Origin of the sequence: Sulfurirhabdus autotrophica (assembly GCF_004346685.1) — a bacterium.
GTDB lineage: Bacteria > Pseudomonadota > Gammaproteobacteria > Burkholderiales > SMCO01 > Sulfurirhabdus > Sulfurirhabdus autotrophica.
Window position 1 is genome coordinate 36,924 of the sequence record NZ_SMCO01000015.1, and the last position, 14,332, is coordinate 51,255.

General features: G+C 43.7%; 14 protein-coding genes. All 14 read left to right on the forward strand.

Annotation, left to right across the window (positions count from 1 at the left end):
• The first annotated feature begins 1 nt into the window (after position 1).
• Positions 2-538, forward strand: coding sequence for a class I SAM-dependent methyltransferase (locus tag EDC63_RS13475; RefSeq protein WP_223248363.1), 537 nt, complete (start codon positions 2-4; stop codon positions 536-538).
• A gap of 264 nt (positions 539-802) precedes the next feature.
• Positions 803-2,641 carry an O-linked N-acetylglucosamine transferase, SPINDLY family protein gene (locus EDC63_RS13480; RefSeq protein WP_165922997.1) on the forward strand — a complete coding sequence of 613 codons (1,839 nt, stop codon included), beginning with the start codon at positions 803-805 and terminating at the stop codon, positions 2,639-2,641.
• A gap of 557 nt (positions 2,642-3,198) precedes the next feature.
• Entirely contained in the window at positions 3,199-4,044 is an 846-nt protein-coding gene (locus EDC63_RS13485) for a VPLPA-CTERM sorting domain-containing protein (RefSeq protein WP_132920942.1), read from the forward strand.
• 147 nt (positions 4,045-4,191) lie between these two features.
• On the forward strand, positions 4,192-4,944 hold the full coding sequence (locus EDC63_RS13490) for a PEP-CTERM sorting domain-containing protein (RefSeq protein ID WP_124947194.1): 753 nt from the start codon (positions 4,192-4,194) through the stop codon (positions 4,942-4,944).
• A 254-nt stretch (positions 4,945-5,198) separates the two neighbouring features.
• A complete protein-coding gene (locus tag EDC63_RS13495; RefSeq protein WP_124947195.1) occupies positions 5,199-6,038 on the forward strand; it encodes a type II secretion system protein N in 840 nt (279 codons plus the stop codon).
• A gap of 20 nt (positions 6,039-6,058) precedes the next feature.
• Positions 6,059-8,107 (forward strand): type II secretion system secretin GspD, encoded by a 2,049-nt coding sequence (gene gspD / locus EDC63_RS13500; RefSeq protein ID WP_124947196.1) that lies wholly within the window; start codon positions 6,059-6,061, stop codon positions 8,105-8,107.
• A 51-nt stretch (positions 8,108-8,158) separates the two neighbouring features.
• Entirely contained in the window at positions 8,159-9,670 is a 1,512-nt protein-coding gene (gene gspE / locus EDC63_RS13505) for a type II secretion system ATPase GspE (protein WP_124947197.1), read from the forward strand.
• The gene (gene gspF / locus EDC63_RS13510) at positions 9,657-10,871 is read left to right on the forward strand and encodes a type II secretion system inner membrane protein GspF (RefSeq protein WP_124947198.1); all 1,215 of its coding nucleotides are present in this window, start codon (positions 9,657-9,659) and stop codon (positions 10,869-10,871) included. The genes gspE and gspF overlap by 14 nt, the downstream gene beginning before the upstream one ends.
• Complete coding sequence (gene mrtJ / locus EDC63_RS13515) at positions 10,871-11,353, forward strand: JDVT-CTERM system glutamic-type intramembrane protease MrtJ (protein WP_124947199.1); 483 nt, start codon at positions 10,871-10,873, stop codon at positions 11,351-11,353. Before gspF ends, mrtJ begins: the two co-directional genes overlap by 1 nt.
• A gap of 51 nt (positions 11,354-11,404) precedes the next feature.
• Positions 11,405-11,854 carry a type II secretion system major pseudopilin GspG gene (gspG, locus tag EDC63_RS13520; protein ID WP_124947200.1) on the forward strand — a complete coding sequence of 150 codons (450 nt, stop codon included), beginning with the start codon at positions 11,405-11,407 and terminating at the stop codon, positions 11,852-11,854.
• Positions 11,823-12,362 (forward strand): GspH/FimT family pseudopilin, encoded by a 540-nt coding sequence (locus EDC63_RS13525; RefSeq protein WP_165922998.1) that lies wholly within the window; start codon positions 11,823-11,825, stop codon positions 12,360-12,362. Before gspG ends, EDC63_RS13525 begins: the two co-directional genes overlap by 32 nt.
• On the forward strand, positions 12,355-12,723 hold the full coding sequence (gspI, locus tag EDC63_RS13530; protein WP_124947202.1) for a type II secretion system minor pseudopilin GspI: 369 nt from the start codon (positions 12,355-12,357) through the stop codon (positions 12,721-12,723). Before EDC63_RS13525 ends, gspI begins: the two co-directional genes overlap by 8 nt.
• Positions 12,724-13,389 carry a type II secretion system minor pseudopilin GspJ gene (gene gspJ, locus EDC63_RS13535; RefSeq protein WP_124947203.1) on the forward strand — a complete coding sequence of 222 codons (666 nt, stop codon included), beginning with the start codon at positions 12,724-12,726 and terminating at the stop codon, positions 13,387-13,389. It begins immediately after the preceding gene.
• Positions 13,386-14,330, forward strand: coding sequence for a type II secretion system minor pseudopilin GspK (gene gspK, locus EDC63_RS13540; RefSeq protein ID WP_124947204.1), 945 nt, complete (start codon positions 13,386-13,388; stop codon positions 14,328-14,330). Before gspJ ends, gspK begins: the two co-directional genes overlap by 4 nt.
• Positions 14,331-14,332 lie beyond the last annotated feature (2 nt).

Sequence of the window (14,332 nt, forward strand, 5' to 3'; positions counted from 1 at the left end):
GGTGAAATTGCATCTAGGGTGTGGCTCTCGTTACATACCGGGATTTGTGCATGTAGACGCTCAGTCAGCTCCACATGTGGATATTGTCGGACCCGTGGAACAGTTGCCTATGGGCGACGATAGCGTTTCCTTGATTTATGCTAGCCATATTCTTGAGCACTTTGACCGGAGCGAATATAAGTCCGTACTTAAGGAATGGTTCAGGGTGCTAAAACAAGGTGGCATATTGCGGTTATCGGTTCCGGACTTTGCAGCATGTGCGGCTGTCTATTATGAAAATGGGTTGGCAGATGGTCTTAGCGGTCTGGTCGGTTTGATAGTCGGTGGACAACGGAATGATTATGACTATCATAAGATGATTTTCGACGAAAAATTCTTGGAGCGTGCTCTCCTTGATATTGGTTTTCAGGAAGTTCGCCCCTGGGATTGGCGGGCCACAGAGCATGCTGAAATAGATGATTATTCTCAGGCTTATATACCACATCTAGAAAAAAGGGATGGCAGATTGATGAGTCTTAATCTTGAAGCAGTTAAATAACTTTAATAGCACAATTTTCCACAATTTAAAAGATATCGAAATAATCGTTGGATCACTCCCTTAAGTATATGTTCTTCTGAAAATTGCGAATGAGTAGTCTTTAGTTCATGCTATTTTTAAGTATGTTTTTAAAACAATAGCCGAATTATAACTTATGGCTGATCGTGGTTAACAAAACCCCTTTTTAACCTTGAAAATGCTCAAAATTTTTAACTAAACTCTAATGGCATCATGGTAAAAAAAAATATACTGACTCACTCCAAAATGAAAAAAGTTGCGGAGCATGTCCAGCGAGGGGCTTTTGCTGAGGCAAAGACGCTTCTTGAGCAGGTTTGTAAAGTTGATCGTGTTGATGCTGAAGCTTGGTTTATGCTGGGTGTAGTAAATTGGAAATTGGAGCTTCCTGATGAGGCACTGACATGCTTGCACTTGGCAGTTAGGCTCCGCCCCGATCATGCCCTCAGTCATTACAATTTAGGTACCATCTTTCGTGCCCAAGGGCGGTTGGAGGATGCAGTGCAGTCATTTGGGGAAGTATTGCGTCTTGATCCCAGCCAAATGGCAACCTATGAAACATTAAAAGCGATATTGCTGGAACTGGATAGGGCTGAGGATGCTGCGCGGTGTCATCTAGAGATGCTGAAGCGTTATCCACTCAATGCAGATACCTATGCAAGCAAAGGCTCGATGCTTCATATTCTCAGCAGGCTTGAGGAGGCGGCTGATTGTTATCGAAAGGCATTGCAACTCAAACCAGGTAGTGCTTCACTGCATGATAGTCTGGCAAGCGCTTTGTGTGTACAGGGTCAATATAAAGAGGCAATTGAGAATCACCGGATTGCATTGCAACTCGATCCGGGGAACTATCAGTTCCATTCCAATTTTTTGCTAACCTTGCAGTACTCGCCGGGAATTGATTCAGCAGAAATCTTTGATGAGCATTGTAGTGCGGCCAAAGCCTATGCATTCAAGCCTATTAAAGAGGTGGTTTATGCCAATAAAAGTGAGCCAGAGCGGCGTCTTCGGGTAGGTTATGTATCGTCGGATTTTAGATTGCACTCGGTCGCTTTTTTCCTGGAGCCGCTTTTGGAAGCTCATGATGCAAATCACATCGAAATTTTTTGTTATTCTGGAGTGTCGCACCCAGATGTCATGACGCACCGTATGCAAAATATTGCGCACCATTGGCGGGATATTAGTAGTTTGTCGGATGAACAGGTGGCAGCTATGGTGAACTCAGACGGTATAGATATTCTGGTGGATTTGGCAGGCTACACTGGTGGTTGCCGCTTGGGTTTGTTTGCACAAAAGCCGGCGCCATTACAGGTGAGTTGGTTGGGGTATTTGGACACAACCGGCCTCGAAACAATGGATTATCGCCTAACAGATTCGTTTGTTGATTCTCACGGTCGAGATTCGTTTTATGTGGAGTCGCTGATTCGATTGCCTGGTTGCTTCCTTTGCTATAAGCCTTTTCAGAATGCTCCGGAAGTAGCTATGCTTCCAGCCCTTGGAAATAACTTTGTGACCTTCGGATCGTTTAATGCGTTACCAAAGATCAATGAAGAAGTAGTTGCGTTATGGGGGGGGGTTCTAAACGCTGTTCCTCGTTCAAGGTTGTTCATAAAAAGCTCAGCTCTTACAGATAGAGCTACGTCAGAGCGATATTATAATTTGTTTGAATCGCAAGGTGTCGGGCGAGATCGAGTTGAATTAATTGGTCATACTGTGACTCAGCAAGAACATCTGGACCTTTACAAGCGAATTGATATTGCTTTGGATACATTTCCATATAACGGTGCTACAACTACTTGCGAAGCGTTGTGGATGGGGGTGCCTGTAATAACCTTGGCTGGAGTGAGAAACTCCAGTCGAATGGGGCTGAGTCTGTTAAATTCAGTGGGGATGCAGGGCTGGATTGCGGAAACACCAGAGCAATATCTAGAGATAGCAGTGAAAATGTCAGCTGATCTATCAAATCTTTCTGGACTAAGGAGTGGGTTGCGTGAACGCGTGGCTACATCGCCCTTAACTGATGGAAAATCGTTTGCAAAAAAAATAGAAAATGTTTATCGGGAAATATGGTGTAAATGGTGCGCTTAACTAGTTTCATAAACTTAAGTTTGAATATTTACTTAGCATGAATTTTGTGCCAAAGTGATTTGCTGGTTAAGTCCACGGCACTTTGGCGCTTATGAGAGACGAAAAAACTGTTTGTCGAAAAATTTTACATCTATTTTGTAGATAAAAAGACTATTTTCTTGCTGCTTTAAGGATGCTAGAAAGTGATGTTATGCGTGATATTTGAAGGTGAAAGTAAAAAAATCTTGTATTTACTGGGTTGCGTTGATTTAAATTTTTAATTTTGCTGTCTGATATTGCGCTTTGTAAAAAGTTATGGATTTTATTTCGAGTATATAAACGCATTAAAATGTCGAAATAATTTACACATTAATGCGAATAAATTCAAAATTATGACAAAGGGTAATGTAACTCAATGAAATTAAATAAGTAGTATTTTCTGGTACGAAAATTGCTTAAATAATTATTAAGTAAATATTATCTGGTATTAAAGTGCTAGGTTAATGTAGATATATGGAACATTAATGCTAACAATAATTGTTAAACGGTAGTTGAAAATTAACTGGGGATTGAGGAAGATGGAGAATATTAAATTCTTAAGTAAGCGTAGATTGGCTTTGGTGTCTATGTTGGCAGCATATGTAGGACTAAGTGCAAATGCTCAAGCATCAGCCTATGCTGTTTCCACTAATACAATTTCTAATTTTGGAATGACATTTTCTCCAACATCCAGTTTTTCAGCCTTTACGTTTTCATCTGATGCTGCCACTTTAGGTAGCACAGGTAATGGCAATGCTGCAACAATGAATGCGCCTGCTGTTTGTATTGGTTGTAGTTATTCGGACTCCTATTTTTCACATGGTATGAGTGCAACCGAATATTCTTATGGTGATGCACGAATTACTAACGCTAACGTATTGTTAGGTTCTGGTGGAGCATCTACGATTGGTGAATCATCAATAAACAATGGTACTGGCTCGGGTTATGGAAATAACACGATGGTAGGCTTCTTTTCAATAAGTGCACCAACCAGTATTGGTATTAACTTTGATGCTACACCTTTCTTGTTAACTCAACTTGCAGCCGGGGGATTGGCCTCTACTGCCAATATCAGTACGACTGTTACAATTAGAGATAGTAACAATGTTACTGTTTTTTCTTGGGCACCAAATGGTAAGTTGGATGGTTCCGAAACAGCTGATACCTACGATCTAAATTGGGGGATCGGTCAGGGAGGCAGTTTTACTGGATCGGCGGGACATTTCTCTAATTCTGTTACGTTGAATAATAGTGGTTTTTATACTTTGAATATTGCAATGAATAACTCCGTATTTGTTAGTGCAGTACCTGTGCCAGCAGCATTATGGTTGATGGGCTCTGGATTGGTTGGGTTGGTGGGGTTCGCGCGTCGCAGGGCTATCTAGTGCAAAGTTAAGTCTAATAATTTAGCGCAAGCTTTGTGATTTGCATAATTTAGTTTGAATGCTGTGTGCTGAGAATATAAAAAAATTAGGTAGCGGAAAAGTATACCAATTTTAAAGGGTGCGTCATAAAGACGCTCAATAAATAATATGTTAATTGAACAAAAAAAAACAATGTCGATTGGTAGGGGTGCATTATTAGCCTTTGCAATTATGGGTGTTTGTAGTCAGGCGGAAGCTGGTGCAATTGCTTCATCCAATACTACACTTTCCAATTTTGCAATAGGTTTCTCTAGTCCGAATTCTATCTCTTTTAATGGGTTTTCTGGTGGAAATGCTTCTATTACGGCGCCACCAGGTCCATTTGGAGGTGCAGTTTCTAGTGCACAAGTGTCGGGTAATGGAGCAAGTACCGGAACTAATACTTGGGTTGGGACTTTTTTTGTTAATACCCCAACCTCTGTTTCGTTTAGCTTTTCAGCGGATTCAAATCTAGTAGCGAGCCTGACTCCGGGAGGTGTGGTTTCTGCTGCCAACCTTTTTATGACGATTAGTATCAACGATCTTTTGGCTAACACTTCTGCATTTTCATGGGCGCCTAATGGTTTAGTGGGTGGGATTGTGGGTGGGGTCGAAACGTCAGATGCTTTTGATCTTAATTATGGAATAACTCAGTTTGGTTCTTTAGGAACTACTTCTTTCCAATCCGGAAATGGATTGTTTGCTGCAAATAGTTCATTGTTGAACCCTGGGTTTTACTTGATGAATATTTCAATGTCTAATTCGGCATTCGTATCTTCGGGAGGGTTGCCGGTTGCTTCAGTGCCAGAGCCTTCGGTTTTATGGTTGGTCGGTGTTGGTTTCCTCGGTTTTCTAATTGCTCGCCGTAGGTGCTGGTATTAAGTGAATGCAAGTCAGTTACACTTATTGATAATTAGCCAGCATAAATTGCTGGCTTTTTTATTTGGTTAAAGCTTAAGAAGATTTAACCTGTTGTTATATAGTTGGATATCTGATTTTTCAATGTGGTATTCAGTAATGTTTTACGTTACCTTGATCGTATTTCTAAATATAACGTAAATATACACTTTGTTGCAGTTTCACTTTCTGTGAAATTATTTGGTATTAAATAACTATATACGGTATTCTTTCGTGACATGTCAGGTATGCAGGATTTAAATATATTGTTTCGAAATTATTTTCAAGCGCGTGGGGTTTTATTGTTATCAGGCGGGTTAGTCGTTTTGTTGTGCTGGTTTTTGGCGCAGTGGACGTGGCTAGTTATAACTCCAAAAACTCATGGGGTTTCGTTTGAAAAATTGATTTTTTCTGCTCAGGACTCTGTGAACGTGATCATCTCAAGCCAACTATATGGAGGAGTGGGTTATTCACATGCTGACGGGACTTTAACACTATCTAATTATAAATTACATGGTGTATATTCGGCAAATGATTCGCAGCTAGCCTTTGCTATCATAGCGGTGGATGGTAAACCTGACCAACCCTTTCTGGTTGGGGATGAAATTTCGCAATCATCGTTTCTTAATGCGGTTTATCCCGATTATGTGGAGATTCGTAGGCAGGGTAAGTTGGAACGTTTGGATTTGGATATAAAATTTTTAAGCCAGAGCGTGGATGCTGCTGATGCAACTGAATTTAATTTAAATGTGCGTTCTGAAGGTGCTGGCAACTTTTCATTTTCACGTAAAGAATTAACGAAGGCTTTGCAAAACCCAAAACAATTGAAAGTATTAGGCAATTTGGCCAAGCCTCCGCATGGATCAGGTATAGCTGTAAATACTGCGCCAAAAGGTAGCTTAGCTCAGAAATTAGGGTTGCAGCAAGGGGACTTGATTTTAGCGGTGAACGGTCAAGTTGCCTCTAATATGGGAATAATAAATCAGCTTTATCAGCAATTGAATGAGATCGGTCAGGTGAAATTACAGTGTCTGCGTAATGGTCAGACGCTTTATATGAATTATACGGTTCAACAATAATTCGAAGGGCAGGGAGGAGTATGAGGTTTACATCTAGTAGTATTTGGTCTGTTGTTGGATTGATTTTAAGCAGTTTATTGGTATTTCCATCGTTTGCTGAAGATGAGCAGGTTACGCTGAATTTTGTTAACGCAGATATAGATTCGGTTGTGAAAGCAGTTGGTGTGATCACAGGAAAGAATTTTGTTATTGATCCACGCGTCAAAGGAACAATCAATATTGTTTCCTCTAAACCTGTACCACGCAATCTGACATATCAGATTTTGTTATCAGCCCTACGTTTGCAAGGATTCGCAGCGGTAGAAGGCCAGGGCGTTGTTAAGATTCTTCCTGAGGCTGACGCGAAACAAAACTTTAGTGTGACAACTGGAAAAACATTAACGACCAGTGGTGATAAGATCGTCACACAAGTCTATCCACTTCAATATGAGTCAGCGGCACAATTAGTCCCCGTGCTTCGTCCATTGATTGGCCCCAATAATTCTATTTCTGCTTATCCCAACACAAATACCTTGGTGATTACAGATTACGCTGACAACATTAAACGCATCAATAAGATAATCGATTCAATTGACCAGCCAAGTGGCAGTGAATTGACCATTATCAAATTGCAATATGCATCTGCTTTGGATATGGCACAGCAGCTCAGTCGCTTGATAAGTGAGGGTCCTGGGGTGCCAGCGGCACCTGGTGCACAAGCTGGTGCGGGGCAGCAATTTGTTGTTTCGGCTGATGTACGTAGCAATAGTTTGCTTATTCGCTCCAGTAATCCTGCACAGTTAACTCGTTTGCGCAGTTTGGTGACTCAAATGGATGTGCCGACAAGTGAGTCAGGAAATATGCATGTAGTGTATTTGCGTAATGCTGAAGCAGGGAAGTTGGCGGAAACGCTACGTGCCGTTCTATCCGGTGAGGTAAAGAGTGCTCAGGTTGCAGGTGCGGTTGCAGGGCAACCGGGGTTGCCTCAGACCTCTCTTGGGACTGGGATTATTCAGGCGGATACGGCTACTAACTCGCTCATTATTACAGCGCCAGATAATGTTTATAATTCGCTGCGTTCTGTTATTGATAAGCTGGATGCCAGGCGAGCGCAGGTTTTTGTTGAAGCATTAATCGCTGAAATAACGATGGATAAAGCGGCTGAATTTGGTATTCAGTGGCAAGCCCCGCTCGGAAGTGGTGGCAATAATAGTGCAGTAGTAGCCGGGGTGAACTTTGGATCGGGTGGTTCTAACATTGCCAGTTTGTCTACCGGAACTGTGTTGCCATCTGCCGGTTTGAATTTGGGTTTACTGCAAAGGTTGACGATTGGTGGTAAGGAAATTGTTGGGTTAACCGCTTTGGCGCGTGCCCTTGAATCCGATGTCAATGCGAATATCCTCTCCACCCCAAATCTGTTGACGATGGATAATGAAGAAGCAAAAATCGTTATTGGTAAGAATGTGCCGTTTATTACGGGTAGTTATGCCCAAGCGGCATCATCGACTGGTGGAGCGGTTACAGTTAACCCTTTCCAGACAATTGAACGAAAAGATGTGGGATTAACGCTAAAGATAAAACCGCAAGTAGCTGAGGGCGGGACGGTAAAATTGCAGATTTTGCAGGAGGCTTCTAGTATTCAGGATACGACCAACCAGGCTGGTATTATCACTAATAAGCGCTCTATTGAATCAACGGTGTTGGTGAATGATGGTCAAACGATTGTATTGGGTGGTTTGATTCAGGATGATGTTCAGGATGGGGTGGATAAGGTGCCTGGTTTAGGTGATATTCCGGTTTTTGGTAGTTTGTTTAAGTACGAAAAACGTAAACATGTGAAAACCAATTTGATGGTTTTTATCAGACCAATAATTATACGAAATGCCATTGCATCTGACTCATTGACTGGTGATCGGTATGATTATATCCGTAATGTTCAAGGGCAGTCAAAATTGAAATCGCATTTGTTCTTGCCGGATATTGCTAATCCTCAGCTACCTGAACGCAAGGTAAACCAAGTTGCTGTCGAAGGTGAACAAACTGGGGTGATCAAGGGTGCAGATGTGCCAAAAATTGAGGTAATTCATTAGGGGTACACTTGGCTCTAGTGACCTCAAGACTTATTCCATCATTTTATATCTATGCTGAATCAAAATTTATCCACTCCTGATCCCAAGGTAACTGGACTGCTTCCTTATCATATTGCCAAGAGTAAAGGTGTGATAGCAGTCCGCCAGATTGGCTATGAAATCGAAGTGTGGGTGAGGGATGGCTTGCAGGCTGAAACGCTGGCTGAGACCCGCAGAATTCTAGGAAAGCCGCTGCATCCTGTAGTGTTGGAGCCGGCAGTTTTTGAGCAATGTCTTACGTTAGCCTATGCTCGCCCGGATGACCATGCTGCCCGTTTAATGGGGGATATGGAGCAGGATTTTGATCTTCAGCAACTTTCACAGGATTTGCCGGTAATCGGCGATTTGTTGGAAGCAGAAGATAATGCACCGATTATCCGACTGATTAATGCCTTGCTGACTCAGGCGTTGCGGGAAAATGCTTCAGATATACATATTGAGCCTTACGAAACCAGATCGGTTGTGCGCTTTCGGGTAGATGGTGTGTTGCGCGATGTGATAGAGCCTCAACGTTCTTTGCACGCTGCAGTAGTGTCGCGGGTAAAGGTGATGTCGCAACTGGATATTTCTGAAAAACGCCTGCCGCAGGATGGCCGCATTACGCTGAAAATTGCGGGTCGGCCCGTTGATGTGCGCGTTTCCACCCTGCCTACTGGACATGGTGAGCGTGTTGTATTGCGTTTGCTTGACAAGCAACATGGCAGACTCAATCTTGATGGCTTGGGAATGGGCGCATCAACGATGGATGGGCTTGATCGGCTCATTCATCAGCAGCATGGTATTGTGCTGGTCACCGGTCCTACAGGCTCAGGTAAAACAACCACGCTTTACGCTGCGCTTTCACGTCTGGATGCTGCGACGCGTAACATCATGACAGTAGAAGATCCCATTGAATATGATCTTGATGGGGTAGGGCAGACACAGGTCAATGCGCGCATCGACATGACTTTTGCACGGGCATTGCGTGCGATTCTGCGCCAGGATCCGGATGTGATCATGATTGGTGAGATTCGAGATCTTGAAACGGCGCAGATAGCTGTACAGGCTAGCCTGACTGGGCACTTGGTATTGGCAACACTACACACTAACGATGCGGCAGGAGCGGTAACGCGTCTGATTGATATGGGGGTAGAGCCTTTCTTGCTTGCGTCCAGTCTGTTGGGGGTTTTGGCGCAACGTCTGGTTAGGCGAACTTGCCCTGAGTGCCGTAACGCATATACGCCCGATGCAACTGAACTAAACATGCTGAACTTACCAAACCCACCAAGCACTTTGTTTACCGCGACCGGATGCCCGAGTTGCAATATGACTGGTTATAGAGGGCGGACTGGTATATACGAATTACTGAGTGTAGATGCTAATTTAAGGCGAATGATCCACGATGGAGAATCTGAGCAGTCCTTGCGTGATTACGCATTGAAGTCTGATTTAATCAGCTTGCGTCAGGATGGGATGCGCTGGGTGGTAACTGGAGATACAACGCTCGAAGAGGTGTTGCGCGTGGCGAGAGATGTCCGGATTTAGATACGAAGCAGTTGATTCTGAAGGTAGATCCAGAACTGGGGTGCTCGAAGCGGATACCCCTCGGCAAGTTCGCTTGAATTTGCGTGAACAGGGTTTAATTGCAGTTAGCGTTGAAGCACTTTCTGAAAAAGCAGCATCTCAAGGGAGAAGGTGGCAGTTAAGGCGTGGGTTGCCACTTTCAGAACTGAGTTTGCTGACAAGGCAATTATCAACTTTACTGAACGCCGGACTGACAATTGATCAAACATTGAATGCTTTGATTGAACAGACGGAATCGCAGTACCAACGGCAAGTTCTAGCCGGTGTGCGCAGCGAAATATTGGCTGGCCATACCTTGGCTCGGGCTATGTCCCAATACCCTACAGTATTTCCAGAACTTTATCAGACCCTTGTGCAAAGCGGGGAACAATCAGGCCAGTTGAGCCGTGTATTGTTGCGTTTGGCAGATTACATGGAAGACCGGTATGCGCTTCGGCAAAAAGTAGTGCTGGCCTTTATTTATCCTGCTGTGGTGACATTTGTGGCAATTGCCGTTGTTGCAGGATTGCTTACCTATGTGGTTCCCCAAGTAGTCAATGTTTTTCTGAATACCAATCAGCCTTTACCCTGGTTAACTCGTGCTTTGATGGGTTTAAGTTCATTTTTGCGTAGTACCTGGTTTATCTGGATTGCAATTATAGTCATTGGAACTTGGGGAGGTCGGAAAGCTTTAAAACGCCCTGATATACGTTACCGTTTCCATTCCTGGTTGTTGAAACTGCCGCTAGTTGGCAGGTTGATCCGCGGCTTGAATACTGCGCGTCTTGCCAGCACATTGGCTATTCTGGTTGGCAGCGGTGTGCCATTGTTAACTGCATTGCAGGCTGGGGTGGGAGTGTTAAACAGTTATCCGATGCGAAGTGCGTTGGAAGAGGTAGTAAGCCGAGTAAGAGAAGGGGGGAGCTTAAGCCGTTCTTTAGCACGTACTAAAATGTTTCCACCGGTGATGATCCATCTTATTGCCAGTGGGGAGGCCAGTGGCAAACTGGATCAGATGTTAGAGCGTATTGCTACACAGCAGACGCAGGAGATGCAAAGTCGTGTGGCCACGCTTACTGGATTGATGGAACCCCTGTTGATATTGTTGATGGGAGGGGTAGTGCTGGTAATTGTATTGGCAATTCTGCTGCCAATATTTGAAATGAATCAACTGGTACACTAATGTATAAAGCGGTGCTTGCAGATGCGGGGCTAACTGGGTATCGACCATTTTTCCGAGATATTCAATTTTTATTGGCGTTATTGGTTGGTGTTTTTGTATGGTTCGAGATGTGGTTTCTTTCATCGAACTTGCTGCCTGTTTTTTTGGTTCAAAACAGTTTTATTTTCTTTCTTTCTGTAGTGTTATGGCAGCCATTTTTAGAGGAATTGCTATTTAGAGGGGTAGTTCAGGGGCAATTCAGGTTACATAACTGGGGCAAGGAAAAGCGCTGGGGAATAACGCGAGCGAATTTGTTTGCCTCGCTATTATTTGTACTCGTCCATTTTATTTATCATTCGCCACTTTGGGCTATTGCAGTTTTTTTCCCTTCGCTTGTGTTTGGGTATTTTCGGGATAAATATGGCAGCATTTATGCCGCGTTGGCGTTGCATGTATTTTATAACGCGGGCTATTTTTTGCTAGGGTTATTGAAAATGGTTTGAGGTGGAAATAATTTGGGTTCGGAATCGAAAACTAATGTCTGGAGTTAAAAAATGTTGAGTAAGTATCACGCGAAGAAGAAAGCGCTGCAGAGTGGTTTTACCCTTATTGAGATTATGATTGTAGTGGTTATTCTGGGAATTCTCGCGGCATTGATTGTGCCTAAGGTCATGGGGCGGCCTGATGAAGCGCGGATTGTTGCTGCCAAACAGGATGTTGCTGCATTGATGCAGGCACTTAAACTTTATCGGTTGGATAATATTTCATACCCAACGACAGATCAGGGCTTGCAGGCGTTAGTGGTTAAACCCGCGAGTGCGCCGGTCCCTCCAAACTGGAAATTAGGTGGATATTTGGATCGGCTTCCTAAAGATCCGTGGGGACATGACTATCAATACCTAAGTCCTGGCATCAGAGGGGAAATCGACGTGTTCAGCTTGGGTGCGGATGGCGCGCCAGGCGGCGAGGGGAATGATGCTGATGTGGGTTCCTGGAGTCAGTAATCGCGTATTTTCTGCTGGCATGCCTAACCTGAAATCAAAACGACAGGCTGGTTTTACGCTTGTAGAAATTTTGATTGTGCTTGTCATTATCGGGATTACGGTAGGTTTGATTAGCGTGAATTTCATGCCTGACGATAAACAAAAATTGATGGATGAGGTCAGAAAGCTCTCTTTGCTGATAGAGCAGGCACATGATGAAGCGATAGTGAGTGGAAGAGAAATTGCGTTGTCGTTAGACGGTGACAAGTATCAGTTTTGGCGCAAAGATGAATATGGCAAATGGGTGCAATTTACGAATGATGACTTGTTCCGTGAACGATTGTTGGGATCCGAAATAAAGCTTTCGGAACTGAGTATTAATTCAGCCAAAGTTGTTGCGAATGAGCGTTTGATTTTTTCCCCAGCAGGAATGAGCGCGCCATTCAGCATCAATTTAGAATTAAAAGGGCATCATATGTGGATCACTTCTGACAGTCAGGGAAAGATAGCCTTGAAGAGCGATGAATAAACAGGCAGGGTTTACCTTACTGGAAGTGTTGATCGCGTTAGCAATTCTGGCCATTGCAATGGCGGCGGTTGCGCGCGCATCCATGCAAATGACTGACAGTTCCAATGAACTTAAGCGTAGATTGTTGGCAAGTTGGGTTGTTGATAATCGCTTGGCTGAGCATATGGCCCGGTCTGAATGGCCTCCAGTTGGATTAAGTAATGGTATGGAAGACCAGGCAGGATTGTCACTACGCTGGGAAGAAAATGTTTCAAATTCACCTAATATTGCATTTAGACGCGTCGAAATAAAGGTTTACGCAGGTGTTGATAAACAAGCCTTGGCTCAGTTGGTGGGTTATCTAGGTAGAGGTAAAGAGTAAATGGTATTTTGGAGTTTAGCTGCGCAAAGCAAGGAAAAAGTTACTCATCAGAGCAATAAATGCGCCAATGTTTACACCATTTCTGGCTTTACGCTGCTCGAGTTGCTGGTTGCAATAGCCATATTTTCTGTTATGTCAGTGGTAGCATATAGGGGATTAAACGCGACGCTGGAGACACGTGCACATTTATTGGACGATAACCGAAAATGGCGTGAACTATCTTTATTTTTTGCTCAAATGAAAGATAGTCTGACAAATGTAGTCAATCGTCCAGTTCGTAATAATAATAATGATCTAGTGCTGCCAGCATTTGCAGGAAAACCCGAAGTGATTGGTGAGGATGACGCTCAACTGGTATTTACCCGGATAGGTTTGCCTGGGCAACTAGGAAGCTTAGGGGGCTTGCAACGATATGGTTATCGTTTGCGTGAACATAATATTGAACAATTGGTCTGGCCGGTTTTGGATCAGGCTCCACGCACTCAACCTGCAGTTTTTCAGGTGTTGCCCCATGTAACCAGCTTTGTGATGCGCTATTTAGATAAGCAGGGGAAATGGCAATCAAAGTGGCCAGTATTAGGGCAGAATGATGTTGCGCCGCAGGCAGTAGAGATTCGGGTTGGTTTGCAATCTGGTGAGCAAATAGTGCGGTTATTTGCGCTATGATTTTGTTCAAACCTTCAGCCAGTAAAGTCGGGGAGAGTGGCATCGCAATCATTACGGTGATACTGATTGTCGCATTGGCTTCCAGCGTAGCGGCATTTATGGCGTGGCAACAACAAATCTGGATCAGACAGGTGGAAAATTTAAGGGACCAAGCCCAGGCACAGGCAATTTCCCGTGCAGCAATTGATTGGGCACGCGCAATTTTAGCTGATGATGCACGTAATAATAATGTAGATTATCTGGGGGAAAAGTGGGCAACGGTACTGGCGCCAATACCGGTTGAAAATGGCCAGGTAACCGGAAGCATCACAGACCAACAGGGATTATTTAACCTGAATAATGTGGTCCGTAATGGTGCAGTGAGTCCACCAGATTTGGCTATTTTCAAACGCCTACTAAATCAACTCAAACTTTCGACAGATTTGGCAAATGCAGTAGTGGACTGGATAGATTTAAATTCTGATGTAACCTCGCCCGGTGGAGCAGAAGACATGGATTACCTGGCACTGGATATACCTTATCGTTCAGCAAACCAGAATCTGACCGATCTTAATGATTTGTTACGGATAAAAGGATTTGACCGGGGGATTGTTGATCGTTTAAGTCCCTTTGTAACGGTATTACCCGAGCCAACACAAGTGAATGTGAATACAGCACCAGCAGAAGTGCTGCTTGCGCTGTTTGAGGATTTATCTTCAGAAGATGTAAAAGCCCTTGTAAACAAAAGGAAGTCTGAGCATTATGTAAACCAGGCTGATTTTAGGGCGCAACTGCCGGCTACAAAAGTTGGGCAAATCAATGATAATATTTTCAGTGTAAGCAGCCGGTATTTTATGGTAACAAGTTTGGCAAATTTTGGTCGAGCTCAGGCTGGTTATAAGGCATTGTTAATGCGACAAGGTGACGTTTGGCCCGCTGTAGTATGGAAAAAAACTAACTAAAA

What these genes read in the sequence shown, in the direction of transcription:
- EDC63_RS13480 (WP_165922997.1), top strand. Translation starts at nt 803, where the DNA reads ATGAAAAAAGTTGCGGAGCATGTCCAGCGAGGGGCTTTTGCTGAGGCA.
- gspJ (WP_124947203.1), top strand. Translation starts at nt 12,724, where the DNA reads ATGGTATTTTGGAGTTTAGCTGCGCAAAGCAAGGAAAAAGTTACTCAT.
- gspK (WP_124947204.1), top strand. Translation starts at nt 13,386, where the DNA reads ATGATTTTGTTCAAACCTTCAGCCAGTAAAGTCGGGGAGAGTGGCATC.
- gspI (WP_124947202.1), top strand. Translation starts at nt 12,355, where the DNA reads ATGAATAAACAGGCAGGGTTTACCTTACTGGAAGTGTTGATCGCGTTA.
- EDC63_RS13525 (WP_165922998.1), top strand. Translation starts at nt 11,823, where the DNA reads ATGATGCTGATGTGGGTTCCTGGAGTCAGTAATCGCGTATTTTCTGCT.
- mrtJ (WP_124947199.1), top strand. Translation starts at nt 10,871, where the DNA reads ATGTATAAAGCGGTGCTTGCAGATGCGGGGCTAACTGGGTATCGACCA.
- gspF (WP_124947198.1), top strand. Translation starts at nt 9,657, where the DNA reads ATGTCCGGATTTAGATACGAAGCAGTTGATTCTGAAGGTAGATCCAGA.
- gspE (WP_124947197.1), top strand. Translation starts at nt 8,159, where the DNA reads ATGCTGAATCAAAATTTATCCACTCCTGATCCCAAGGTAACTGGACTG.
- EDC63_RS13490 (WP_124947194.1), top strand. Translation starts at nt 4,192, where the DNA reads ATGTTAATTGAACAAAAAAAAACAATGTCGATTGGTAGGGGTGCATTA.
- gspD (WP_124947196.1), top strand. Translation starts at nt 6,059, where the DNA reads ATGAGGTTTACATCTAGTAGTATTTGGTCTGTTGTTGGATTGATTTTA.
- EDC63_RS13495 (WP_124947195.1), top strand. Translation starts at nt 5,199, where the DNA reads ATGTCAGGTATGCAGGATTTAAATATATTGTTTCGAAATTATTTTCAA.
- gspG (WP_124947200.1), top strand. Translation starts at nt 11,405, where the DNA reads ATGTTGAGTAAGTATCACGCGAAGAAGAAAGCGCTGCAGAGTGGTTTT.
- EDC63_RS13485 (WP_132920942.1), top strand. Translation starts at nt 3,199, where the DNA reads ATGGAGAATATTAAATTCTTAAGTAAGCGTAGATTGGCTTTGGTGTCT.